Source organism: Cetobacterium sp. (genome assembly GCF_051653945.1).
Taxonomy (GTDB): Bacteria; Fusobacteriota; Fusobacteriia; order Fusobacteriales; family Fusobacteriaceae; genus Cetobacterium_A.
In genome coordinates this window covers 1-23,578 of record NZ_JBOFXD010000032.1, presented here as the reverse complement: position 1 = coordinate 23,578, position 23,578 = coordinate 1, and the positions used below count along the sequence as shown (strand labels likewise).

26 protein-coding genes are annotated in these 23,578 nt (G+C 30.0%); 22 read left to right on the top strand and 4 right to left on the bottom strand.

Annotation, left to right across the window (positions count from 1 at the left end; genetic code table 11):
* Window positions 1–16: 16 nt before the first annotated feature.
* The 22 genes from fba (at window position 17) to tgt (ending at window position 20,129) form a co-directional block, all read left to right on the top strand.
* The gene (fba, locus tag ACRC8M_RS03200; RefSeq protein WP_438527824.1) at window positions 17–994 is read left to right on the top strand and encodes a class II fructose-1,6-bisphosphate aldolase; all 978 of its coding nucleotides are present in this window, start codon (window positions 17–19) and stop codon (window positions 992–994) included.
* Window positions 995–1,140: 146 nt separating this feature from the next.
* Complete coding sequence (locus ACRC8M_RS03195; protein ID WP_023051854.1) at window positions 1,141–1,635, top strand: NADH-quinone oxidoreductase subunit NuoE family protein; 495 nt, start codon at window positions 1,141–1,143, stop codon at window positions 1,633–1,635.
* Window positions 1,636–1,675: 40 nt separating this feature from the next.
* Window positions 1,676–3,463, top strand: coding sequence for an NADH-ubiquinone oxidoreductase-F iron-sulfur binding region domain-containing protein (locus ACRC8M_RS03190; RefSeq protein WP_438527823.1), 1,788 nt, complete (start codon window positions 1,676–1,678; stop codon window positions 3,461–3,463).
* A gap of 12 nt (window positions 3,464–3,475) precedes the next feature.
* Window positions 3,476–5,230, top strand: a complete 1,755-nt coding sequence (locus ACRC8M_RS03185) for an NADH-dependent [FeFe] hydrogenase, group A6 (protein WP_438527822.1) — start codon at window positions 3,476–3,478, stop codon at window positions 5,228–5,230.
* Window positions 5,231–5,374: 144 nt separating this feature from the next.
* Entirely contained in the window at window positions 5,375–6,478 is a 1,104-nt protein-coding gene (locus ACRC8M_RS03180) for a M20/M25/M40 family metallo-hydrolase (protein WP_438527821.1), read from the top strand.
* Between the two features lie 2 nt (window positions 6,479–6,480).
* Entirely contained in the window at window positions 6,481–7,287 is an 807-nt protein-coding gene (gene mreC, locus ACRC8M_RS03175) for a rod shape-determining protein MreC (protein WP_438527820.1), read from the top strand.
* Window positions 7,284–7,838, top strand: coding sequence for a LolA family protein (locus ACRC8M_RS03170; RefSeq protein WP_438527819.1), 555 nt, complete (start codon window positions 7,284–7,286; stop codon window positions 7,836–7,838). The genes mreC and ACRC8M_RS03170 overlap by 4 nt, the downstream gene beginning before the upstream one ends.
* Entirely contained in the window at window positions 7,835–8,536 is a 702-nt protein-coding gene (gene recO, locus ACRC8M_RS03165; protein WP_438527818.1) for a DNA repair protein RecO, read from the top strand. Before ACRC8M_RS03170 ends, recO begins: the two co-directional genes overlap by 4 nt.
* Window positions 8,530–9,000 (top strand): PTS sugar transporter subunit IIA, encoded by a 471-nt coding sequence (locus ACRC8M_RS03160; RefSeq protein ID WP_023051861.1) that lies wholly within the window; start codon window positions 8,530–8,532, stop codon window positions 8,998–9,000. Before recO ends, ACRC8M_RS03160 begins: the two co-directional genes overlap by 7 nt.
* 9 nt (window positions 9,001–9,009) lie before the next feature.
* On the top strand, window positions 9,010–9,471 hold the full coding sequence (nrdR, locus tag ACRC8M_RS03155; RefSeq protein ID WP_023051862.1) for a transcriptional regulator NrdR: 462 nt from the start codon (window positions 9,010–9,012) through the stop codon (window positions 9,469–9,471).
* The gene (gene aroQ, locus ACRC8M_RS03150) at window positions 9,468–9,899 is read left to right on the top strand and encodes a type II 3-dehydroquinate dehydratase (protein WP_438527817.1); all 432 of its coding nucleotides are present in this window, start codon (window positions 9,468–9,470) and stop codon (window positions 9,897–9,899) included. The genes nrdR and aroQ overlap by 4 nt, the downstream gene beginning before the upstream one ends.
* An 8-nt stretch (window positions 9,900–9,907) precedes the next feature.
* Complete coding sequence (gene fmt / locus ACRC8M_RS03145; protein WP_438527816.1) at window positions 9,908–10,840, top strand: methionyl-tRNA formyltransferase; 933 nt, start codon at window positions 9,908–9,910, stop codon at window positions 10,838–10,840.
* Window positions 10,841–10,865: 25 nt separating this feature from the next.
* Window positions 10,866–11,516: a redox-sensing transcriptional repressor Rex gene (locus ACRC8M_RS03140; RefSeq protein ID WP_438527815.1), complete on the top strand. Its 651-nt coding sequence runs from the start codon at window positions 10,866–10,868 to the stop codon at window positions 11,514–11,516.
* Between the two features lie 2 nt (window positions 11,517–11,518).
* Window positions 11,519–12,373 carry a bifunctional methylenetetrahydrofolate dehydrogenase/methenyltetrahydrofolate cyclohydrolase FolD gene (folD, locus tag ACRC8M_RS03135; RefSeq protein ID WP_438527814.1) on the top strand — a complete coding sequence of 285 codons (855 nt, stop codon included), beginning with the start codon at window positions 11,519–11,521 and terminating at the stop codon, window positions 12,371–12,373.
* 13 nt (window positions 12,374–12,386) lie between these two features.
* Entirely contained in the window at window positions 12,387–12,827 is a 441-nt protein-coding gene (locus ACRC8M_RS03130; protein WP_040406188.1) for an ACT domain-containing protein, read from the top strand.
* A 9-nt stretch (window positions 12,828–12,836) separates the two neighbouring features.
* Window positions 12,837–13,295, top strand: a complete 459-nt coding sequence (accB, locus tag ACRC8M_RS03125) for an acetyl-CoA carboxylase biotin carboxyl carrier protein (RefSeq protein ID WP_438527813.1) — start codon at window positions 12,837–12,839, stop codon at window positions 13,293–13,295.
* A gap of 135 nt (window positions 13,296–13,430) precedes the next feature.
* Window positions 13,431–14,690, top strand: coding sequence for a hemolysin family protein (locus ACRC8M_RS03120; RefSeq protein ID WP_438527812.1), 1,260 nt, complete (start codon window positions 13,431–13,433; stop codon window positions 14,688–14,690).
* Window positions 14,691–14,693: 3 nt separating this feature from the next.
* Window positions 14,694–15,353, top strand: a complete 660-nt coding sequence (locus tag ACRC8M_RS03115) for a DUF502 domain-containing protein (RefSeq protein ID WP_438527811.1) — start codon at window positions 14,694–14,696, stop codon at window positions 15,351–15,353.
* Window positions 15,354–16,142 (top strand): tetratricopeptide repeat protein, encoded by a 789-nt coding sequence (locus tag ACRC8M_RS03110; protein ID WP_438527810.1) that lies wholly within the window; start codon window positions 15,354–15,356, stop codon window positions 16,140–16,142.
* 50 nt (window positions 16,143–16,192) lie between these two features.
* Window positions 16,193–16,705 carry an adenine phosphoribosyltransferase gene (locus ACRC8M_RS03105; RefSeq protein ID WP_023051872.1) on the top strand — a complete coding sequence of 171 codons (513 nt, stop codon included), beginning with the start codon at window positions 16,193–16,195 and terminating at the stop codon, window positions 16,703–16,705.
* Between the two features lie 67 nt (window positions 16,706–16,772).
* Window positions 16,773–18,953: a RelA/SpoT family protein gene (locus tag ACRC8M_RS03100; protein ID WP_438527809.1), complete on the top strand. Its 2,181-nt coding sequence runs from the start codon at window positions 16,773–16,775 to the stop codon at window positions 18,951–18,953.
* 9 nt (window positions 18,954–18,962) lie between these two features.
* Window positions 18,963–20,129: a tRNA guanosine(34) transglycosylase Tgt gene (gene tgt / locus ACRC8M_RS03095; protein ID WP_438527808.1), complete on the top strand. Its 1,167-nt coding sequence runs from the start codon at window positions 18,963–18,965 to the stop codon at window positions 20,127–20,129.
* Between the two features lie 43 nt (window positions 20,130–20,172).
* Here tgt and ACRC8M_RS03090 read toward each other — a convergent pair whose 3' ends face one another.
* Genes ACRC8M_RS03090 through trmB form a run of 4 tightly spaced genes read right to left on the bottom strand, consistent with a single transcriptional unit; the run spans window position 20,173 to window position 23,482 of the window.
* A complete protein-coding gene (locus ACRC8M_RS03090; RefSeq protein ID WP_438527807.1) occupies window positions 20,173–20,385 on the bottom strand; it encodes a hypothetical protein in 213 nt (70 codons plus the stop codon).
* Window positions 20,386–20,394: 9 nt separating this feature from the next.
* Window positions 20,395–21,426 (bottom strand): asparaginase, encoded by a 1,032-nt coding sequence (locus ACRC8M_RS03085; RefSeq protein ID WP_438527806.1) that lies wholly within the window; start codon window positions 21,424–21,426, stop codon window positions 20,395–20,397.
* Between the two features lie 48 nt (window positions 21,427–21,474).
* Window positions 21,475–22,755 (bottom strand): adenylosuccinate synthase, encoded by a 1,281-nt coding sequence (locus ACRC8M_RS03080; RefSeq protein WP_438527805.1) that lies wholly within the window; start codon window positions 22,753–22,755, stop codon window positions 21,475–21,477.
* Between the two features lie 25 nt (window positions 22,756–22,780).
* Complete coding sequence (gene trmB / locus ACRC8M_RS03075) at window positions 22,781–23,482, bottom strand: tRNA (guanosine(46)-N7)-methyltransferase TrmB (RefSeq protein WP_438527804.1); 702 nt, start codon at window positions 23,480–23,482, stop codon at window positions 22,781–22,783.
* Window positions 23,483–23,578: the final 96 nt, after the last annotated feature.

The following is a 23,578-nucleotide window of genomic DNA, read 5'->3' as shown; positions in this document are numbered from 1 at the left end:
TATTAGGAGGAAAATTATGTCATATAATTACAAAGATTTAGGATTATCTAATACTAGAGAAATGTTCGCAAAAGCTAACAAAGAGCACTATGCTGTTCCAGCATTTAACTTTAATAATATGGAGCAAATGCTTGCAATCGTTGAAGCTTGTGCTGAGATGGGATCACCAGTTATATTACAATGTTCAACAGGAGCATTAAAGTATATGACAAAAGAGGTTACTCCACTTTTAGCTAAAGCAGCTGTAGACAGAGCAAGAGCTATGGGATCAGATATTCCAGTAGCACTTCACTTAGATCACGGACCAAGCTTAGACGCAGTAAAATCATGTATAGATGTAGGATTCTCATCAGTAATGATCGATGGTTCTCACTATTCATTTGAAGAAAATATAACAATCACAAAAGAAGTTGTTGAATATGCAAAGAAATTTGATGTTACAGTAGAGGCTGAGTTAGGAGTTCTTGCTGGAGTAGAAGATGACGTTGTTGCTGAGCACAGCATATTTACAAATCCAGATGAGGTTGAAGAGTTTGTATCAAGAACTGGAGTAGATTCATTAGCTATTGCTATTGGAACTTCACACGGAGCTCATAAATTCAAACCTGGAACAAATCCAAAGTTAGAGTTAGAAATATTAGCTGAAATCGAAAGAAGAATCCCTGGATTCCCAATCGTATTACACGGATCATCAGCAGTACCTCAAAAATATGTTGAAGAGATCAAAAAATATGGTGGAGTATTAAAAGACGCTATCGGAATTCCTAGCACTGAGTTAATGGGTGCAGCAAAATCAGGTGTTGCAAAAATAAACGTAGATACAGATGGAAGACTTGCATTTACAGCAGGAGTAAGAAGAGTATTTGCTGAGCAACCAGAAGAGTTTGACCCAAGAAAATATTTAGGTGTTGCAAAAGAAGAGATGAAATCATACTATAAAGAAAAGATTAAAGAAGTTTTCGGATCAGAGAACGCTTATAAAGCAGCAAAATAATTAATCAACTAAAACCTGTAGTTACAATCTACAGGTTTTTTTTATTATTTAAAAATTTAACTTATTCTAACTATTGATTTTTTAATAAAAATATAGTAATAAAATAGAATAAATTCTTTGAGAAAATAAAAAAATAGGAGGTAAAAATGGCTTGTGATAATAAATTAAAAAAAGAGATGTTTGAAGAACTGAAGAAGTATATAAGTGAGATTGAAGAAAAAAATGGAGCATTGATCTCTGTGCTTCATAAAGGGCAAGAAATTTTTGGATATTTACCACAAGAAGTGCAGGAGTTTATAGCAAAAGAGATGAATATTCCAATTGCAAAGGTATATGGAGTTGTGAGTTTCTATCATTTCTTTTCAATGAAACCAAAAGGAAAACATCCAATATCAGTTTGTATGGGAACAGCTTGTTATGTTAGAGGGGCTGAAAAAGTTTTAAATAGTGTTAAAAACTATTTAGGAATTGACGTGGGAGAAACAACAGAGGATGGATTATTTTCTATAGATGCTTTAAGATGCGTTGGGGCATGTGGACTAGCACCAGTAGTTTTGATTGGAAAAGATGTTTATGGAAAGGAAGAAGTTAAAGATATGAAAAAGATATTAGAAAAATATAGGAAAGAAGCATCAAAATAGAGGATTGATATTACATTAAAAGTATTTTAGGAGGCTAATTATGAAGGAAAAAAAGAAAATACTTATTTGTGGTGGTACTGGTTGTTTATCTGCAAAAGGGGAACAAATTGTAGAGAATTTAAGAAATTCAATTAAAGAGCATGGATTAAAAGATGAAGTTGAAGTTATACAAACAGGGTGCTTTGGATTTTGTGAAAAAGGACCAATAGTAAAAATAATGCCAGAAAATACATTTTATATTGAAGTAAAACCAGAAGATGCAGAAAGAATAGTAGTAGAAGACATAATTAGTGAGAAAAGAATAGTGGAGTTATTGTATATAGACCCTAAAAATGGTGAGAGAGTTTTTGAAGGGGAAAATATGGAGTTTTATAAGAAACAGATAAGAATAGCTCTTAAAAATTGTGGAAGTATAGATCCAGAGTCAATTGAACAATATATGGCAGCTGAAGGTTATGCCGCTTTAAAAAAAATATTAACAACAATGACCCCAGAGAGTGTTGTCAAAGTAATTAAAGATTCAGGTTTAAGAGGAAGAGGGGGCGGAGGATACTCAACAGGTTTAAAATGGGAATTTGCCTCTAAAAATATATCAGATCAAAAATATGTAGTGTGTAATGCTGACGAAGGAGATCCAGGGGCTTTTATGGACAGATCTATTTTAGAGGGAGATCCACATAGTGTTATAGAAGGGATGATTATTGCTGGGTATGCGATAGGCGCTACAAAAGGATTAGTTTACATAAGGGCTGAATATCCACTAGCAATACAAAGATTGAGAAAAGCAATTGAAATAGCTAGAAAAAATGGAATATTAGGAGAGAAAATATTTGGAACAGATTTTCAATTTGATATTGAAATAAAATATGGTGCAGGGGCATTTGTATGTGGAGAGGAAACTGCATTGATTCACTCTATGGAGGGTGGTAGAGGAGAACCAACAATGAAACCACCATATCCAGCTGAATCGGGATATTGGGGGAAACCAACAATAGTAAATAATGTGGAAACATTAGCTAATATTGCTCAAATAATTTTAAAAGGGGTAGAGTGGTTTAGAAGTATTGGAACGAAGAATTCACCTGGAACAAAGGTGTTTGCTTTAGCTGGAAAGATAAATAATGTTGGATTAGTTGAGGTTCCTATGGGAACAACTTTAAGAGAGGTTATTTTTGAAATTGGTGGTGGAATAAAAAATAATAAAAAATTTAAAGCTGTTCAGACAGGAGGTCCATCAGGTGGGTGTTTAACTGAAAAGGATTTGGATACACCAATAGATTTTGATACTCTTTTAGCTAAGGGGTCTATGATGGGATCAGGTGGAATGATAGTAATGGATGAGGATGACTGTATGGTTGCAGTATCTAAATTCTATTTAGAGTTTACTGTTGATGAATCTTGTGGAAAATGTGCACCTTGTAGAATAGGAAATACTAGATTGTGGGAAATATTAGATAGAATAACTAAAGGAGAGGGAAAAGAGGAAGATATAGGACTATTAAAAGAGTTATCTCAAACAATAAAAACAACTTCTCTTTGTGGACTGGGTCAAACTTCGCCAAATCCTGTTTTATCTACAATAAATCAATTTTTAGACGAGTATTTAGAGCATATACATGATAAAAAATGTAGAGCTGGACAGTGCCAAGCTTTAAGAAGATATTTAATAAACGATAAATGTGTTGGATGTACAGCATGTGCAAGGGTTTGTCCTGTTGCATGTATTGATGGAAAAGTGAAAGAAAGACATGTTATAGATCAAAGTAGATGTATAAAGTGCGGTGCTTGTTATAACGCTTGTAAGTTTAGTGCAATAGATATAGCTTAGTGGAGGTAGTTTATGAAAAATGTTATTGTTATAATAGATGGTAAAGAAATAGAAGCTTTAGCAGGAACAACAATATTAGAGGCAGCTAAAACAGCTGGAATAAAAATACCAAGCTTATGTTATATGAATATTCCAGAGATTGGATTTAAAAATGATTGTGCCTCTTGCAGAATATGTGTTGTTGAAGTTGTGGGAAGAAAAAATTTAGTTCCAGCTTGTGCAACACCAGTATCGCCAGGGATGATAATAAATACTAATACCATGGAAGTTTTAGAAAAAAGAAGAAATGTATTAGAACTGATGTTATCAAATCATCCAACAGATTGTTTAATATGTGCTAAAAATGGTAAATGTGATCTACAGACTTTAGCAATGGAATTTGGAATAAGAGATATAAGATTTAAGGGGAAAATATTTGAATATAGAAGAGAGATTTCTCCATCTATAGTTAGAGATTTAGATAAGTGTATTATGTGTAGAAGATGTGAGAATATGTGTAATAACATTCAAAAATGTCAGGTTTTGTCAGCTGTTAATAGAGGGTTTAAATCAGTTGTTTCAACAGCTTTTGAATCAGATTTAGATAAAACTAATTGTACATTCTGTGGGCAGTGTGTAGCTGTATGTCCAGTAGGAGCACTGTATGAAAAAGATTATACATGGGGACTTATAAAGGATATTGCAAATCCAAGAAAAAGAGTTACAGTTCAGGTAGCCCCTGCAGTAAGAGTTGCAATAGGCGAGGAGTTTGGATATGAACCAGGAACTGATGTAACTGGAAAATTGGTAACAGCATTAAAAAAATTAGGTTTTGATGATGTGTTTGATACAGATTATGCAGCAGATTTAACTATAATGGAGGAAGCAGCAGAATTTAAGCAAAGATTGGAAAAATATTTAAGTGGGGATAAGAGTGTAAAACTTCCAATTCTAACTTCGTGTTGTCCAGCTTGGGTTAATTTTATAGAACACCATTATCCAGATATGTTGGATATACCATCTTCAGCAAAATCTCCACAACAGATGTTTGGAGCTGTATTAAAAAATATATGGGGGCCAGCAAGAGGAATTAAAAGAGATGAAATAATAAATGTTTCAATAATGCCTTGTTTAGCAAAGAAATATGAATCATCAAGGCCAGAGTTTGCAACTGATGGAGTTCCAGATGTAGATTATTCAATATCTACAAGAGAGTTAGCTCATCTTTTAAAACAATCAAATATAGATTTAAGTAAACTAGAAGAATCAGACTTTGATAATCCTCTAGGCTATTCAACAGGAGCAGCAGTTATTTTTGGTAGAACAGGTGGAGTTATAGAAGCAGCAACAAGAACATTATACGAATGGGTAACAAATGAAACTTTAGAAGATGTGGATTTTAAAGCCATGAGAGGAATGGAAGGTATTAAAATAAGTGAAGTTAAGGTTGGAGATACTGTTGTAAAAATTGGAATAGCAAATGGATTATCTGCAGCAAGGGATATTTTAGATAGAGTTAAAGCAGGAGAAGAGTTTTTCCATGCAATAGAGATAATGGCATGTAAAGGAGGATGTGTTGGAGGGGGAGGACAACCTTACCACCATGGAAATTTTGAAAAAATTGTAAAAAGAGCAGAAGGATTACAAAGTATAGATAATGGAAAAACATTTAGAAAATCACATGAAAATCCATATATACAATCACTATATGAAAAATATTTAGAGCATCCACTAAGTTCAGAGGCTCATAGAATATTACACACAAAGTATTACTCAAAAAAAGACTAAAAATAATATAAATATATTAGAAAAAAATAACAGTAGTACCTAACTACTGTTATTTTTTGTTACCTTTAACTCTTTACAAAGGAATGACAATGTAATATAATCTAGAGAAGAATATCAAAAAACAGATAACCTGTGGGAGGGCAAATGATAAAAGAAGCTAGATTAGTAGAGAATTTTTTAGATATGGTAAAAATTTCATCTCCGTCAAAAAATGAAAGAGCTATGGGAGATTATTTATTAAAAGTTTTAAAAGAGTTAGGACTAGAAGTAAAAGAGGATAATGCAGGGGAATTAAATGGTGGAAACTGTGGAAATATAGTTGGAGTTTTAAAAGCTGCAGGAAAGAAGAAGTTTTTATTTAGTTCTCATATGGATACAGTTGTACCTTGTGAAAAAGTTGTTCCAGTAATAGAGAATGGTATAATAAAATCAGATGGAACATCTATATTAGGTGGAGATGACAAAGGTGGAATTGCAGCTATTATAGAGATGCTAAGAGTAATAAAAGAAAATAATTTAGATCATCCAGAAATAATTGTAGTTTTTTCTATGGGAGAAGAGATAGGTTTATTAGGATCAAAATCTTTTGACATTGATAGTTATGGTGTAGATTTTGGATTTATATTAGATTCAAGTGGAAAACCAGGGAAAATAATTACAAAGGCTCCATCAGCAGCTAGAGGAAAAATAAGAGTTGTAGGAAAGCCAGCACATGCGGGTATTTCTCCAGAAAATGGAATAAATGCATTGACAGCAGCAGCACATGCAATAACTAAAATAAAATTAGGTAGAGTTGACGCTGAAACAACTTCAAATATAGGAGTTGTAAGAGGAGGACAAGCTACAAATATAGTTATGTCATCAGTTGAGTTAGATTATGAAGCTAGAAGCTTATCAAATGAAAAATTACAATCTTTATTGGATGAAACATTTAATATATTCCAACAGGTTTGTGATGATTTTGGAGCAAAATTAGAAAATGATGTTAAAGTTGAGTATCCTGGATTTGCACTTGAGGATTGTGAAGAGGTTGTGGAGATTGTAAAAGTTGCTTGTGAAAAAGTTGGTATAAAAAGTGAAACTGCATCTTCAGGTGGAGGTAGTGATACAAATATTTATAACAGTAAAGGTGTTCCGAGTGTAAACTTAGCTGTAGGAATGACAAAAGTTCACACTTTAGAGGAGTATATTGAGATAAAAGATTTAGTAGATTTATCAAAAATATTAGTTGAAATTATAAAAGGATAGAGATGAAAATAGGAAAGAAAAAAAATAAGGTATTAAATATTATATATATATTTATAATTTTAATGGTTGTAGTTTTCTTTGCTAAAGACGTATTTATGTATACAATGACAGAGATTGAAGAACTTTTTTTACCTCTTCAATCTCGTGTATATTTTTTAGGGAAAAAGGCTAAAGAGAGCACAGAGAGTGTTATAAATTATAAAGAGTTATTAAATGAAAATAATAAATTAAAACATACACTAGCAGAGAAATCTTTAATTGAAGAAAAAAATCAAAGATTACTAGAGGAAAATGATAGGTTAAGAGAACTTTTAGATATGAAAGGTCACTTTAAATTTAAATTTAAAGTTGGGAAGATAAGTTTTCAACAAACTAGAGAGATGTATGAAAGTTTTGCTATAAATATTGGCGAAACAGATGGGATAGAAAAAAATATGCCAGTTTTATATAATGAATCTCTGATTGGAAAAGTGGAAAAAGTATTTAAAAACTACTCTGTTGTTCAAATGATAACTTTTCAAGATTCTGTAGTTAGTGCAAACGCAACAGGAGATACAGTTGGAATAGTAAAGGGAAATAGAAGTGATGAACTTATTTTTGAACCTGTATCATTTCATGAGGCACAATTATCTGTAGGAGATAAAGTTTATACTTCTGGAATTAGTGATATATATCCAAAAGGTTTATATATCGGAGAAGTATGTGAAATAAGAAAAAAATATGAGAACAATGTAGAATATCTAGTAAAGTTACCATTTAATATAATAGATATGAATGAAATAATAGTTCTTACAGAGGTGGATAGATGATAAAAAAAGTAGCTATGTTTTTATTAATAGGAACATCGATTTTTGCATCACCGAATAGAATTTCTAATATAAAAGATATATATTCTACAGTAAAAGAAACAGTATATTTAAATGGTGAGAAAAAGGTAAAAGAATATAAAATTGAATATATTTCACCAGATTATTTGAGAAAAGAAGTAATCTCGCCAAATGTAAATAAGGGAGAGATATTTCAATATGAAAATGAAAAATCTCTAGTTTATATTCCGTTATTTGATGAAGTATCTGAAAATAATAGTGAAGATGTGAGTAATTTTTTATCAATTATAAAAGATTTGAAAAATAAAGATCAAAATGATAAAAATTTTAAAGATAACTATTATTTAGAAAAAGTAAAAGAGTTGAAATATAAAGATATCTATAGAATAAAAATAAAAGAGTATAAAAAAGTAGATGGGTATTTGCTTCCAATTAAGATGGAGATATTTGAAAGTGAAAGTAAAGTCGCTGATTTAGACTTGAAAGACACAAAAGTTAATAGTGACCTTAAAAGAAAGGAACTAAAAAAATGAAATTTATAAAAACTAAGGGATTAATAATAAAAAAAGTAGATTTTGGAGAGGGAGACAGAATTATAACTGTTTTTTCTGAAAATTTTGGGAAAATTGATCTTTTAGTTAAAGGAATTAGAAAAAGTAAAAAAAGAGACCAAAGTTCGGTAGATTTATTAACTCTATCAAGTTTTACATTTTATAAAAAAGGTGATAATTTTATACTAAATACAATTGATTCAATAGATTTTTTTTATGATTTAAAAAAAGAAATAGAAAAATTGGAGATAGTATCTTATATTCTCTCTATTATTAATGAGATAGTCTTGCCAGGAGAGAGAAAAAAGGAGTTTTTTCAAAGAATAGAAAAAGCTTTATACTTTATTATAAAAAGTGATAACTATAATAATTTTATTATGGTTTTGAAAATGATGAATTGGATTATAAAAAATGAAGGTTACAGAATAAATATATCGGGTGAAAAATATTTTAGTATTTCTGAGTCAGTTATAACGGATTTTGGAGATGATAAAGTTATACCTTTAAAAAAAGATTTATTTGAAGTGTTAGCAAATGTGGAGAAAAAAGTATCGGATGAGAAAAGAGTGGAATTAAATACTCTAATTGATGCTATTATTCTTTATGAAAAATATATAAATTATCATTTAGATACAAAATTAAGTCTAAAGAAACATTTATTTGGAGGTTACTCATGTTAAACATAGTTAAAATAACTGATTATATGTCAGAAGAACTAATATTACTTAATCTAAAAGCTAAAAATAAAGATGAAGCTTTAAAAGAACTGTCTGCTTTAATAGGAAAATCAGAAAAAATAGAAAAAAAAGATGTTATATACAAAGCTCTTTTAGAAAGAGAGAATTTAGGAAGTACAGGAATAGGAAAAGGCGTAGCAATACCACATGCTAAAACTGATGCAGCGGAAAGTTTAACAATAGCTTTTGGAATAAGTAAAGAGGGAGTAGATTTTAAATCTTTAGATCAAGAAAAAGTAAAAATATTTTTTGTATTTGCATCACCATTTAAAGATAGTCAAATTTATTTAAAAGTACTGGCGAGAATTTCAAGATTAATAAGAGATGAAAATTTTAGAGAAAAGCTTTTAAATTGTGAAAATGCGAAAGAAGTATTGGAGTGTATAGACAAAGAGGAAGCTTTATAGGGAGAGAGTATGAGATGTCCATTTTGTAATAGTGAAGACACAAAAGTAATAGATAGTAGAGCATTTTCTGAAAATAACTCTATAAAAAGAAGAAGAGTATGTAATAGTTGTGAAAAGAGATTTACTACCTATGAACGAATAGAAGAGAATCCGATTTATGTTGTAAAGAAAAATAAAAGTAGAGAAAAATTCAACAAAGATAAGCTTTTAAGAGGATTAGAAAGAGCAACTAATAAAAGAAACATAAGTAGAGATGATTTAGAAAAATTTATTGCTGATGTGGAAAAAGTAATACAAAACACTTTAAAAAATGAGATAACAACGCAGGAACTAGGGGAGCTTGTGCTAGAAAAATTAAAGGTATTAGATGAAGTAGCATATGTTAGATTTGCATCTGTATATAAAGAGTTCGATGATATAAAATCTTTTATAGATGTTGTAGAAGATATAAAAAAGGATAAAAAGATATGAATGTTTTAATAATAAATGGGCCGAATTTAAATTTTTTAGGAAAGAGAGAACCTAAAATATATGGAAATGAAACCTTAGAATTAATAAATAACAAGATTAAAGAGTTTGCTATGGATCATGGGGTGGAGGTAGAATTTTTCCAATCCAACCATGAGGGATGTATAATTGATAAGATACAAGAAAGCTACGAGAATGTTGATTATTTAATAATAAATCCAGGGGCATTAACACATTATGGGATAGGAATAAGAGATGCAATTTTGTCAACTAATCTAAAAACAATAGAGGTTCATTTATCAAATGTATACTCTAGAGAGGAGTTTAGACATAAATCTGTAATATCGGATATATGCATAGGAAAAATTACTGGATTCGGTTCTGAAGGGTATAAAATGGCTCTTCAATACTTAAGTAATTTAAAGAAATAGGAGGCAAAATGAGAATTTTATTTATGGGAACGCCAGAGTTTGCAGTTCCATCATTAGATATATTAAGAAAAAAGCATGATATAGTTGGGATATTTACAAAGGTGGATAAACCTAACACTAGAGGAAAGAAAATAAAGTATACACCAGTTAAAGAGTATGGAATTGAAAATAATATACCAGTTTATCAACCTAATTCATTGAGAACAGAAGAGACATTTGAGTTGGTAAAAGAGTTAAATCCAGATTTAATTGTTGTAGTAGCATATGGGAAAATAATACCAAATAATATAATTGATTTTCCAAAACTGGGAATAATAAATGTACATTCATCGTTACTTCCAAAATTTAGAGGTGCAGCACCAATTAATGCAGCAATAATAGCTGGTGAAAAAGAGACAGGTGTTACTATTATGGATATTGCTGAAGAATTAGATGCAGGGGATATTATTTTAAAAGGAACTACTCCAATTTATGAAGAGGATACTTTTTTAACACTTCATGACAGATTAAAAGATATTGGAGCGGAAAAATTAAATGAAGCAGTAGACCTAATAGAAAAAGGTATAGCAAATAGAGAAAAGCAAAATCATGAGTTAGCAACATTTGTAAAGCCATATAAGAAAACTGATTGTTTAATTAATTGGAATAAAACTGAGGAAGAAATTTTTAATTTTGTAAGAGGAATGAATCCATTTCCAACAGCGTATACACACCACAATGATAAAATTTTAAAAGTTTATGCAGTTGAAAAACTTGATAAAATTTATGAAGAAGGGGAAAATGGTGAGATAGTAGATTCGATTAAAGGAAAAGGATTTGTTGTAAAAGTGAGTGAAGGAAGCATAGTTTTAACTGAGATTAAGCCTGAAAATAAAAAGAATATATCGGGAAAAGATAGTATAAATGGAAATCTATTTAAAATAGGTGAGGTTTTAAAATAAAAATAATGGGGGAAGATGTTAAATAATGAAAACTTCAGAAAAGAGAGAAAAAATTTCAAGAAAAACTATACAAAGGTTAACAATGTATTTAAAATGTTTGGAGAAATTTTCGCCAGATGATTACATATCATCAGAAGAGATGGGTGTTTTACTTGGAGTAACAGCTGCTCAAATTAGAAAAGATTTTTCAAACTTTATAATGGATTTAGATTCTTGTATAGGTATAAGGGGTAAAGGGTATAATGTAAAGTGTCTTTATGAAATGATTGAAGATATATTGGGAATAAATAAACAAAATAATGTAATTATTGTTGGAGCTGGAAAGTTAGGGAATGCTATTTTACTAGAAGGTGACATAGAGAAACCAAGATTTAATATTGTGGGAATTTTTGATATTACAAAAAGTAGAATTGGGAAAGAGTATAAGGGAATAAAAATAAGTAGTGTGAGCGATATACCAAAAATTGCATCTGAGAAAAAAATAGATTTGGCAATTATAACAGAGAATAAATCTATAGCTCAGCAAGTAACAGATATAGTTGTCCAATCAGGAATAAAAGCTATATTAAATATGACTTCCTTAGAAATAAAAGTACCAAAAGATGTTGTAATAGAGCACATAGATTTGAATAGAAAGCTTCAAGAATTAAATTACTGGAAGGAAAAGGCGGAATAGTAATGAAAATTTTAGATGGTAAATATGTATCTCAAAAGGTTAGAGATTTAATAAAAAGAGAGATAATTGAGATAAAAGAAGTTAAAGGAATAGTTCCAGGATTGGCAGTAATACAGGCAGGAGATAACTTAGCATCTAAAATTTATGTTAATTCTAAGATAAAACAGTGTGCAGAAGTTGGAATAGAATCAAAAAATTTTATTATGCCAGCAGATGTAACTGAAAAAGAGCTTTTAAAAAAAATAGAGGAATTAAATAGTGATGAAACAGTTGATGGAATATTAGTTCAATTACCATTACCTAATCATATAGATACACCAAAAGTAATAGAAGCAATAGATATAAATAAAGATGTAGATGGATTTAAGCCAGAAAATTTAGGAAAAGTTGTTTTAGGAGATGAAACTGCCTTAATTTCATGTACTCCTGCAGGTATACTAAGATTATTTGAAGAGTATGAGATAGCTTTAGAGGGAAAAGATATCGTTGTTATAGGAAGAAGTAATATTGTTGGAAAACCAATGACAGCACTTTTAATAAATGAAGGAGCGACAGTAACAGTTTGCAACAGTAAAACAAAAAATCTTGCAGAAAAAACAAAAAATGCAGATGTTGTAATAGTAGCTATAGGAAAAGCTAATTTCTTAAAAGCTGATATGATTAAGACAGGTGCTATTATAATAGATGTTGGAATAAACAGAGATGAAAATAATAAGATTTGTGGGGATGTGGACTTTGAATCTGTAAAAGAGAAAGTATCATATATAACACCTGTTCCAGGGGGAGTAGGCCCCATGACTATAGCCATGTTACTTAATAATACGTTAAAGGCATTTAAAATTGGAAAAAAAATATAGGGGAGAGTTTAGAATGGATAAAAAAGAATTTTATATTGTAGATAAGAGAATACTACCAAATTCAATTCAGAGTGTTATAAAGGTAAATGAGATTGTTCAAGCTGAAAGAATTTCAAAGTACGAAGCTATAAAGAGGGTTGGAATAAGTAGAAGTACATATTATAAATATAAAGACTATATAAAACCATTTTTCGAAGGTGGAAAAGAAAAAGTATTTAGTATACATTTATCTTTAATGGATAGACCTGGAATTCTAGCAAGAGTTTTAGATATTATTGCAGGGGAACAGATGAATATTTTAACAATTGTTCAAAATATAGCAATAGATGGTGTGAGTAGAGTAACAATATCGATACAAACAACAGAAAATTTACTTAGAAAAATTGAAGAGATGTTAGAGAAAATAAGTTCTTTAGACTCTGTAAAGGAATTAAGAGTAATAGGGAGTAATTAAGGAGGAACAATGAAATTAGATTTAGAAAGTGTAAAGAAATTAGCTAAAAGTATAGAGGAACATAATCTTTCTGAAATTAGTGTAGAAATTAATGGAACAAAGCTTACTATGAAAAAAGAAGAACTAAGACAAGAGGTAGTGACATCAAATATTAAGTATGTGGAACAACCTACTTTAGCTAATAAAGAGATAGAAATTGAAGAGGTAGAATCTTCGGAAGAAGTAGTTATAGAAGGAAAAGAGATAATTTCTCCAATGGTTGGAACATACTACTCAGCACCTTCCCCTGACTCAGAAGACTTTGTTAAAATTGGAGATAGAGTAGAGGTAGGAGATACGGTATGTATAGTGGAGGCTATGAAGATGATGAACGAGGTTAAATCTTCTGTAGCAGGAACTGTTGTTGCTTTGAGAGCAGAAAATGGAAAAGTAGTAAAAAAAGGAGATATATTATTTTTAGTAAAATAAGGAAAGCTAACAGCTTTCCTTTTTATTCTTTATTAAAGTAGCGTTTTAAAAAGCACAGTATGTTGTTTTTTATGGAGAATTATGGTAGAATATATAAGCATTCAATTTAAAAAATAAGGAAGGTGTATTATAAAGTTGGACACGTATCGTGATATTATTATATTAGTTGTATTGATTTTACTATCTGGTTTTTTTTCAGCCTCAGAAACAGCATTAACATCTTTTAAAACAACAGATTTAGAAGATATTGAGAAGTCGAATAAGAAAACAGCACATTTATTGAAGAAGTGGTTAAAAAGTCCAAATGAGATTTTAACTGGTATGCTTTTGGGAAATAACATAGTAAATATTTTAGGGTCATCTATTGCAACTGTTTTAGCAATTAATATAATGGGAAATTCTCCTAGAAGTTTAGCTATCGTAACAGGTATTATGACAGTTTTAATTCTTATATTTGGAGAGATAACACCGAAAATAATGGCAAAAAATAATTCAAAAGGGTTTTCAAAACTAGTAATTGGTCCGATGTATTATTTTGGTATATTAATGAAACCAATTGTAAAAATCTTGATGTGGACATCGATATTAATTGGTAGAATTTTAGGTGTTGAAGTAAAAACTGAAAATATAATGTTTACAGAGGAAGATTTAATATCTTTTGTAAATGTCGGTGAAGCTGAAGGGATTATAGAGGAAGAAGAAAAAGAGATGATCCACTCAATTGTAGGATTAGGTGAAACTAATGCAAAAGAGATTATGACGCCGAGAACTTCGATGTTTGCAGTTGAAGGAAATAAAACCTTAGATGATATTTGGGAAGAGATGATAGAAGCTGGATTCTCAAGAATACCTGTTTATGAAGAAACTATTGATAATATTATAGGGGTTTTATATACTAAAGATGTTTTAAATTATTTAAAAGCACATAGTACAGATACTCAAGTTAAGGAGTTAGTAAGAGAAGCTTACTATGTTCCTGAGACAAAATCTATTATAGAAATTTTACAAGAATTTAAAAGTAAAAAAGTTCACATTGCAATTGTATTAGATGAATATGGTGGTATTGGAGGAGTTTTAACAATAGAAGATTTATTAGAAGAGATTGTCGGAGAGATTCGTGATGAGTTTGATAATGAAGAGGAAGAAAGTATAAAAGAGATTGATGATAATAGATATGAAGTTGATGCAATGCTTGATATAGAGACAATAAATAAAAATTTAAGTATCGATTTACCAATATCAGAGGATTATGAAAGCTTAGGTGGATTAATTATGTCCGAACTTGGAAAAATTCCTGCAATAGGAGATGTTGTAGATTTTGAAGATGTTAAGCTAGTGGTAGTTGAAGTTGAAAAGATGAGAGTGTCTAAGGTAGAGATACAAAGAGGAGAATAAAAAATGAAAAGAGTAAAGGCCAGTTTTTATAGTGGATTAATTGCTATATTACCTATAGTTATTACAGTGTATATTTTTAACTGGATATTTCAAATTTTCTTAAATTTGTTACAAGATTCATTTTTAACAGTAGCAATAAGAACACTTGTTTTGCAAACTGGGTTAGGAAAAGAGCAAAACCTTCATCTGTACACTCAGATACTTATAAACGTTTTATCTTTTGTTACATTAATATTATTATTGATAGCTATAGGGACAGCTATGAGAGTATTTTTATTTAAAAAAATAGGATCTTTTGTAAATAATCTTTTAGTTAAAATCCCATTATTTAGCCAAATCTATAGCACAATAACTCAAATAACCTCTTTATTTGCGGCAGATAGACAAAAATCATATCAAAAAGTTGTAATGTTTGAATATCCTAGACGTGGAATATATAGTATAGGATTTATGACTTCAGATAGTAATCATCTTGTTGAAGAAATAACTGGGGAAGCGATGTGTAATGTATTTTTACCGACATCACCAAATCCTACTTCAGGAATGTTTATAGTTTTAAAAAAATCAGAAGTAAGAGTTTTAGATTTAAAAGTAGACGACGCAATAAAACTTATAATTTCAGGAGGAGTAATATTACCACCAAATAATAAAAAGGAGAACTAAATGTGGAAATATCTTTTTTTAGTTTTTATGCTAAGTGGTTGTAGCAATAATAAGGTAGTAAAGACAACAAAAAATCTTGAAACAAAAAATGAGAAATATTTGTTACTTAAAGGAGCTAATTTATATTCTTTAGGTAAAAAAAGTGAAGCGTTAGAAACATATAAAGAGATATTACAAATCAATAGTAAAAATAGTGTGGCATTAAGAGAAAAAGCGATAATAGAAGGACAACTTGGAGATACTATTCAAGCTGAAAAGGATTTAAATAGTGCTTTAGCACTTAATCCAAAAGATAATTTAACTTTAAAAAATTTAGGTTATTTAAATTTTGAAAAAAGAAATTACAATAAAAGTTCAAAGTATTTAAAAAGTGTGTCTAAAGATTTCATGAATGACCAAGATTATTTTATTTTAGGATATATAGAATTTTTAAATGGGAATTATTTAAACTCTTTAAAGTACTATGAGTATGTAGAAAATGATGAAATATTTAATAACAGTTTATTTTTTGATTCTTATTTAAACAATTTAAAAAGAATAGAAAATTTGAAAAAAGATTCGTATTTAAAAATTGAAGATAAAATTAGATATAATAAAATTAATACAATAAAATTATCAAATTTCTATAGCTCATCATTAGAAAAGGATGACTATTCAGAAAGAGTTTTAAAAAATTATTTGGCTTACAATGAAATTGATAAAGATATAGTAGAGGAATTAATAAACATATACTATAAAAATGGAGATAAAGTAAAAGAAAAAAAAGCTTTAAATTTAATTTTGAATTAGTATAGATAATTTATGATAAATTTTTAAAGAGTAATATTAGGAGGAATTAAATGGATTTAAAAAAATATGTAGCATTAGTAGAGGATTATCCAAAACCAGGAATAAAATTTAGAGATATAACTCCACTAATGGGAAATGGTGAAGCATATAAGTATGCAACAGATAAAGTAGTAGAGTTTGCAAAAGAGCACAACATAGATTTAGTTGTAGGTCCAGAGGCAAGAGGATTTATATTTGGATGTCCAGTGTCTTACGCATTAGGAGTTGGATTTGCCCCAGTTAGAAAACCAGGAAAATTACCAAGAGAAGTAATTGAGTATGCATATGATTTAGAGTATGGTTCAAATGTTTTATGTATGCACAAAGATTCTGTAAAACCTGGACAAAGAGTGTTAATAGTTGATGATTTATTAGCAACTGGAGGGACTATAGAGGCTACTGTAAAATTGATAGAAGAGTTAGGTGGAGTAGTAGCAGGATTAGCATTTTTAATTGAACTAGAAGACTTAAAAGGTAAAGAGAAATTAGAAGGTTATCCAGTATTAACTTTAATGAAGTATTAATAACTTTTAAGGCGACACAACCTTGTGTCGCCTTATTTGTATAGGATTATTAAAAAAGAGGTGTATTATGAAATATTGGCAAGAAATAGAAAGTGAAATAGATAAGCACAGTTTAAAAGTGGACAAAGAAAAGATTAGAATGGCTTTCTTTTTTGCAGAAGAATGCCATATAGGACAATACAGAAAATCAGGAGACAGCTATATAATACATCCTGTAGAAGTGACAAAAATATTAATAGATATGAAAATGGATACAGAGGGGATAATAGCAGGAATACTTCATGATATAGTTGAAGATACACTGATAACTATTGCTGATATAAAATATAATTTTGGTGATGAAGTTGCCCATCTTGTAGACGGTGTTACAAAATTAGATCATTTACCTAATGGTACTAAAAAACAGGATGAAAATATAAGAAAAATGATAATAGCTATGGCAAAAGATGTAAGAGTTATTATTATAAAATTAGCCGATAGGCTTCATAATATGAGAACATTGAAATTTATGCCACCAGAGAAACAAAAAAGAATAGCTCAAGAAACTCTTTCAATTTATGCTCCATTAGCTCATAGATTAGGTATAGCTAAAATAAAATGGGAATTAGAAGATATGTCTCTTCATTACTTAGAGCCAGAAAAATATAAAGAGATTAAGACATTAATTGATGAAAGAAAAGACGAGAGAAAAAAATATTTAGAAGATATGGTAAATAATATAACTCGTCTATTAAATGAAGTACAGATATATGCAAAGGTAAAAGGTAGATTTAAACATTTTTATAGTATCTATAAAAAAATGTTTGAAAAAGGAAAAGATTTTGACGGTATTTATGATTTAATAGGTATTAGAATAATTTTAGATACTGAAGCAGAATGTTACAATGCTTTAGGAGTTATTCATAGTAATTATAGACCCGTTCCAGGAAGATTTAAAGATTATATTGCAGTTCCTAAATCAAATAACTATCAATCAATTCATACAACAATTGTAGGACCTTTAGGAAAATTTGTTGAAATTCAAATTAGAACAGAGGATATGGATAGAGTAGCTGAAGAGGGAGTTGCAGCTCATTGGAGTTATAAAGAAAATAAAAAAATCAGTAAAAAAGATCAAGTTTACGGATGGCTTAGAAACATTGTAGAGTTAAATCAAGGAGCAGAAAACACTGAAGAGTTTATTAGAGAAGTAACAGGGGATATTGTAAAAGAAACAGTATTTGTATTTTCTCCAAAAGGGGATGTTGTTGAATTGGCTCAAGGTGCTACACCAATAGATTTTGCTTTTAATATTCACACAGAGATTGGAATAAAATGTGTAGGAGCGAAAGTTAATGGAAAAATAGTTCCTTTAGATTATAAATTAAATAACGGGGATAGAGTAGAAGTTATAACATCTAAAACGGGCAGAGGACCAGGAAATGATTGGTTAGATATAGTAGCTACTCAAAGTGCAAAAAGTAAAATAAAGAAATGGTTAAAAGATCAAAAGTTTGATGAAAATATTAAAATTGGAAAAGAACTGATTGAAAGAGAAGTTGGCAAATTAGGTATGACTTTAAAAGAGTTTGAAGAAAGTCCAACTTTAAAAAAACATTTAGAGAAACATAATATACCAACAATGAGTGATTTCTATTTCCATATGGGAGAAACAAAAAGTAAAGTTGATGTAGTTGTAGCTAAATTAAGATTGGAACAAGAAAAAAGTAAAGCTTATACAGAGAGCAATTTAGAGGAGTTTATTAAAGAACCTGTAAAGAAAAAATCAGCTAAAAAAGATGACCAAGGAATTGTAATTGATGGAACAGAAAATACACTTATAAGGTTTGCAAGATGTTGTACACCTCTTCCTGGAGATGATATAGGTGGGTATGTAACAAAATTAACAGGGATAGCTATTCATAGAAAAGATTGTCCAAACTATATTTCAATGGTTAATCATGATCCTGCAAGGGTTATAGATGTTCATTGGGATGAGAGGCTTTTAGAGACATCCTCAAAGAAAAGTAAATATACATTTGCATTTACGATAAAAGCTATAGATAGACAAAATATACTTATGGATGTTGTTACAATGATTTCAAATCATAAAATAAATGTTTTATCTTTAAACTCTCATAATATAAAAAAGGGATTGGATACAATTGCCATTATAAAGGTTACAGTTGAGTTAAATAACAAAGATGAATATAAACAATTAGTTAGTCATCTATTAAAAATAAAAGATGTAATGTCAGTAGAAAGATAGGAGAAAGAAATGAGTAAAAAGTTACCAGTAACATATGAATTGTATGATAAAGATGGAAAGGCTAGAATAGGAAAGATAACAACTCCTCACGGAGAGATTGAAACACCAGTGTTTATGCCTGTTGGAACGCAAGCAACAGTAAAAGGTATGACTCCAGAAGAATTAGAAGAGATGGGATCAGAAATAATTTTAGGGAATACATATCACCTATATTTAAGACCAGGAGATGAATTAGTTGCTAAATTTGGAGGACTACATAAATTCATGAACTGGAAAAAACCTATTTTAACAGATAGTGGTGGATTCCAAGTATTTAGTTTAGGAGATTTAAGAAATATAAAAGAAGAGGGAGTTTACTTTAGATCGCACTTAGATGGGTCTAAACACTTTATCTCTCCAGAGAAATCAATAAATATTCAAAATAATTTAGGTTCAGATATTGTTATGCTATTTGACGAGTGTCCACCAGGAATGTCATCAAAAGAGTATCTGATTCCATCTATTGAAAGAACAACAAGATGGGCAAAGAGATGTGTAGAAGCACATAAAAGACCTGATGAGCAAGGACTATTTGCAATAGTTCAAGGTGGAATCTATGAGGATTTAAGAGATAAAAGTTTATCTGAATTAAGTGAAATGGATGAATATTTCTCTGGATATGCTGTTGGTGGTTTAGCAGTAGGAGAGCCTAGACAGGATATGTATAGAATTTTAGATTATATTGTAGAGAAGTTACCTGAAGATAAGCCAAGATATTTGATGGGAGTTGGAGAACCTTTAGATATGTTAGAGGCTGTAGCTTCTGGGATAGATATGATGGATTGCGTACAGCCATCAAGAATTGGAAGACATGGAACGATATTTACAAAATATGGAAGACTTGTTGTAAAAAATGCGTCATATTCTGAGGATACTAGACCTTTAGATGAGGGATGTGATTGCTATGTATGTAGAAATTACACAAGAGGTTATATAAGACACTTATTTAAAGCTCAAGAGATATTAGGTGGAAGATTGGCAACATATCATAATTTATATTTCCTATTAAAATTGATGAAAGATTCAAGAACAGCTATAAAAGAGAAGAGATTTAACGAGTTTAAAGCCGAATTTGAAAATAATTATGCTATGGGAAAAAACAGTGATTGGATAAAACCAATAAAATTTGATAAATAAAAAAGGAGGCTGACTAAAAAGGTCAGCCTCTTCTCTATTTTAATTATAAACTGTATTTTGTAAATTTAATTTTAAATTCATCTTCAGATCTAACAAAAAGTCTCTCATTTCCTTCTGAATCTAAGACTTGTTCAGAAAAAACTCTATATAGATACATATTTTGTCCATCTTGTTCATTAGTACAATTTAATATATTGTAATTCAAAACTTCATAAAGTTTACCATTTTTATTATTTTTCCAAAGCTCTTTGTTCATAGCACTCCTTCAAACAGTTATTTCACCACATAAATCTGATTCCATAAAAATTTTAATCTCTTCAATAGAGAGATTTTTTCCTAATAAGTACATCAACTTAGTAATTGCTGCTTCTGGAGTCATATCTCCACCGCTAATTACTCCAATGCTTTTTAATGCACTACTAGCTTCATATAATCCCATTTTAACAGCACCAGTTGCACACTGGGTAATATTAACAACAACAACTCCTGAATCAATAATAGACTTTAAAGTTGAAATAAAATTATCAGTAGTTGGAGCATTACCATTTCCATAAGTTTTTAAAATAACTCCCTTTATTTCAGAATGAGATTCTACAAGTGTTTTTATATATTGAGGATTCATTCCAGGAAAAATTTCAACAATAAGTATATTACTGTTGATAGAAGAATCTGTATAAAACTCATTTTTAGGCATATCTAAAATATTTTTGTCATGAATTTTAATTTCACATCCAATCTCTCCTAAAGCTCTATAATTTGGAGAAGCAAACCCAAAATAATTTGTAGCATCAATTTTTCTAGCTCGGTTTCCTCTCAATAGCTCATCTCTAAAACAAATTGTAACTTCAGGTATACTTTTAACACCGTAAATCCTATTGCCTGCAATTTGAATGGATGTAATTAAATTTTGAAGTGCATCACTTCTGGGTGTAACTAAAGGAACTTGAGATCCAGTTACAACCACAGGTTTATCAAGATTTTTAAGCATAAAAGATAGAGCTGAAGCTGTAAAAGCCATAGTATCAGTTCCATGTAAAATTACAAATCCTCTGTAATCATAGTAATTTTTTTCTATAATTCTAACAATATCAATCCAAATTTCAGGATTCATATCTGAAGAATCAATTAAAGTTGAAATTTGACAGTAATCAGCAGGAAATCTCTCTAAAATAGGATGATTTTTAGCTACTTCAAACCAATTTTTAGCAGGTCTTAAAGGACTATTAGGATTATTTTCCTCGCTGTTGACCATACCAATAGTGCCCCCAGTATTTATGATAAGAATTTTTTCTAACATTTAGCTCCTCCTAAAATTAATCCCCTAGTAAACTAGGGGATCAATTTCTTATATATCTTTTAAGAATATGTTTTGACTTCTGTCAGGACCAACAGAAACAACAGTTATTTGACATCCTAAATACTCTTCAACTCTAGCAAGGTATTTTTTACAGTTCTCAGGTAACTCGTTGTAATCTTTCATATTAGAGATATCCTCTGTCCATCCAGGTAACTCTTCATAAATTGGTTTAGCATAAGCTAATTTTTCTGTAGCAGCAGGTACAGTTGTGTAAACTTTTCCATCTATTTCATATCCTGTACAGATTTTTAAAGAATCTAATCCACTTAAAACGTCGATTTTTGTTATTACAACGTCAGTTAATCCGTTAATATCAACAGCATACTTACCAACAACAAGGTCTAGCCATCCACATCTTCTTGGTCTTCCAGTTGTAGCTCCAAACTCTCCACCAATCTGTCTAATTTTTTCTCCTAAATCGTTATTTAATTCAGTAACGAAAGGTCCTTCTCCAACTCTAGTTGTATACGCTTTCATAACTCCAATTATTTTATCAATTTTTCTAGGAGAAATTCCTACACCAGTAGTAACTCCACCACTTGTAGGAGATGAAGAAGTAACATATGGGTATGTTCCATAGTTAATATCTAACATCATAGCTTGAGCTCCTTCAAATAAAACAAATTTATCATCATCTAAAGCTTTGTTAATTTCAGGAGTAGCATCAATAATTCTATGCTTTAATCTTTCAGCATATCCTTTGTACTCTTCAAAAATATCTTCAAACTTCATAGTTGGAGCATCATAAATTTTAGTGAAAAGTTCATTTTTTTCTTCTAAATTCATTTGTAATTTTTTAGCAAATAGCTCCATATCTAATAATTCAACAGCTCTAATTCCAACTCTTGAGAACTTATCAGAGTAACAAGGTCCAATTCCTCTTTTTGTAGTTCCAATTTTGTTATCTCCACTTCTTTCCTCTTTTAAGATATCTAATTGAATGTGGTAAGGCATAATAAGATGAGCTCTATCACTTATGAATAGGTGATCAACTTTAGCTCCTTTAGCTTCTAATGTATCAAGCTCTTTTAAAAGAACTTTAGGATCAACAACAACTCCAGGTCCGATGATACATTTACCTTGTCCATGTAACATACCAGATGGTAATAGGTGAAGTATAAACTTCTCTCCATTAACAACAACTGTGTGTCCAGCATTATTTCCACCTTGGAATCTAACAACGTAATCAGCTCTATCTCCAAGAACGTCAATTATCTTTCCTTTTCCTTCGTCTCCCCATTGAGTTCCAACTACAACATATCCTGCCATTTAAATACCTCCATGTATTATTTCGTTATTTGATTTTTTTTATTTCAATATAGTTGATATTTTTGTTATGTTTACATATAAATAAATCTTCAAACTCTGTTCTAATATTATCAGCAGCCTTAGGACTGTTATGTAAATCAGGTGTGTGATAAATTACTTCATAATTTTTTAAGTCTTTAGCAAATTCAAGAACATCTGAATAGTATTGGTCATGATCTGTTTTAAAGAATAATGTTCCATCAACTTTCATTATAACATCAAGAAGTTCAAAAAGTTTAGGTTGAAGTATTCTATTTTTTTCATTTCCTTCCCAAGGATCAGGGAAATTAATATAAAGTCCTTCAATCTCTTCATTTCCTATAAACGTTGTAATATCTTCACCACGTCTTCTTAAAAAAACAACATTATTAAGATTTCTTTTAACAGCTTTAGTTGCAGATAAAACCAATCTTTTAAATCTTATTTCAAGAGCTAAGTGATTTCTCTCAGGATATTTAGCAGCCATTCCAACTGCAAAGTTTCCACTTCCAGATCCTATTTCAAGATACACAGGATTATTGTTTCCAAAAGCTTTTTGGTTCCAATTTCCTCTATAAGAATTCATAATTTCACTATCATAGATAATGTGATCAGGGTATTCTACTAATTTAACCATGTATGGATTATAATTAGTTCTAGGATTTGTGAAGAAGTGTTTCCATAGAGTGTCTTCTAATCTTTCTTTCATTCTTCCTCCATAAATTTAATTGTTTTTTCAGCAGCATTTTGATTGCTTTTGAAAAATGCTTTTATTTTATCCTCAGAAACAGGGTTTGCTTCTAAG

Coding starts and splice junctions, on each gene's coding strand:
- accB (WP_438527813.1), top strand. CDS start 12,837: ATGAAATTAGATTTAGAAAGTGTAAAGAAATTAGCTAAAAGTATAGAG.
- ACRC8M_RS03130 (WP_040406188.1), top strand. CDS start 12,387: ATGGATAAAAAAGAATTTTATATTGTAGATAAGAGAATACTACCAAAT.
- fmt (WP_438527816.1), top strand. CDS start 9,908: ATGAGAATTTTATTTATGGGAACGCCAGAGTTTGCAGTTCCATCATTA.
- ACRC8M_RS03160 (WP_023051861.1), top strand. CDS start 8,530: ATGTTAAACATAGTTAAAATAACTGATTATATGTCAGAAGAACTAATA.
- ACRC8M_RS03190 (WP_438527823.1), top strand. CDS start 1,676: ATGAAGGAAAAAAAGAAAATACTTATTTGTGGTGGTACTGGTTGTTTA.
- ACRC8M_RS03140 (WP_438527815.1), top strand. CDS start 10,866: ATGAAAACTTCAGAAAAGAGAGAAAAAATTTCAAGAAAAACTATACAA.
- folD (WP_438527814.1), top strand. CDS start 11,519: ATGAAAATTTTAGATGGTAAATATGTATCTCAAAAGGTTAGAGATTTA.
- ACRC8M_RS03180 (WP_438527821.1), top strand. CDS start 5,375: ATGATAAAAGAAGCTAGATTAGTAGAGAATTTTTTAGATATGGTAAAA.
- aroQ (WP_438527817.1), top strand. CDS start 9,468: ATGAATGTTTTAATAATAAATGGGCCGAATTTAAATTTTTTAGGAAAG.
- recO (WP_438527818.1), top strand. CDS start 7,835: ATGAAATTTATAAAAACTAAGGGATTAATAATAAAAAAAGTAGATTTT.
- nrdR (WP_023051862.1), top strand. CDS start 9,010: ATGAGATGTCCATTTTGTAATAGTGAAGACACAAAAGTAATAGATAGT.
- mreC (WP_438527820.1), top strand. CDS start 6,481: ATGAAAATAGGAAAGAAAAAAAATAAGGTATTAAATATTATATATATA.
- tgt (WP_438527808.1), top strand. CDS start 18,963: ATGAGTAAAAAGTTACCAGTAACATATGAATTGTATGATAAAGATGGA.
- ACRC8M_RS03170 (WP_438527819.1), top strand. CDS start 7,284: ATGATAAAAAAAGTAGCTATGTTTTTATTAATAGGAACATCGATTTTT.
- ACRC8M_RS03195 (WP_023051854.1), top strand. CDS start 1,141: ATGGCTTGTGATAATAAATTAAAAAAAGAGATGTTTGAAGAACTGAAG.
- trmB (WP_438527804.1), bottom strand. CDS start 23,482: ATGAAAGAAAGATTAGAAGACACTCTATGGAAACACTTCTTCACAAAT.
- ACRC8M_RS03085 (WP_438527806.1), bottom strand. CDS start 21,426: ATGTTAGAAAAAATTCTTATCATAAATACTGGGGGCACTATTGGTATG.
- ACRC8M_RS03105 (WP_023051872.1), top strand. CDS start 16,193: ATGGATTTAAAAAAATATGTAGCATTAGTAGAGGATTATCCAAAACCA.
- fba (WP_438527824.1), top strand. CDS start 17: ATGTCATATAATTACAAAGATTTAGGATTATCTAATACTAGAGAAATG.
- ACRC8M_RS03115 (WP_438527811.1), top strand. CDS start 14,694: ATGAAAAGAGTAAAGGCCAGTTTTTATAGTGGATTAATTGCTATATTA.
- ACRC8M_RS03110 (WP_438527810.1), top strand. CDS start 15,354: ATGTGGAAATATCTTTTTTTAGTTTTTATGCTAAGTGGTTGTAGCAAT.
- ACRC8M_RS03100 (WP_438527809.1), top strand. CDS start 16,773: ATGAAATATTGGCAAGAAATAGAAAGTGAAATAGATAAGCACAGTTTA.
- ACRC8M_RS03090 (WP_438527807.1), bottom strand. CDS start 20,385: ATGAACAAAGAGCTTTGGAAAAATAATAAAAATGGTAAACTTTATGAA.
- ACRC8M_RS03080 (WP_438527805.1), bottom strand. CDS start 22,755: ATGGCAGGATATGTTGTAGTTGGAACTCAATGGGGAGACGAAGGAAAA.
- ACRC8M_RS03185 (WP_438527822.1), top strand. CDS start 3,476: ATGAAAAATGTTATTGTTATAATAGATGGTAAAGAAATAGAAGCTTTA.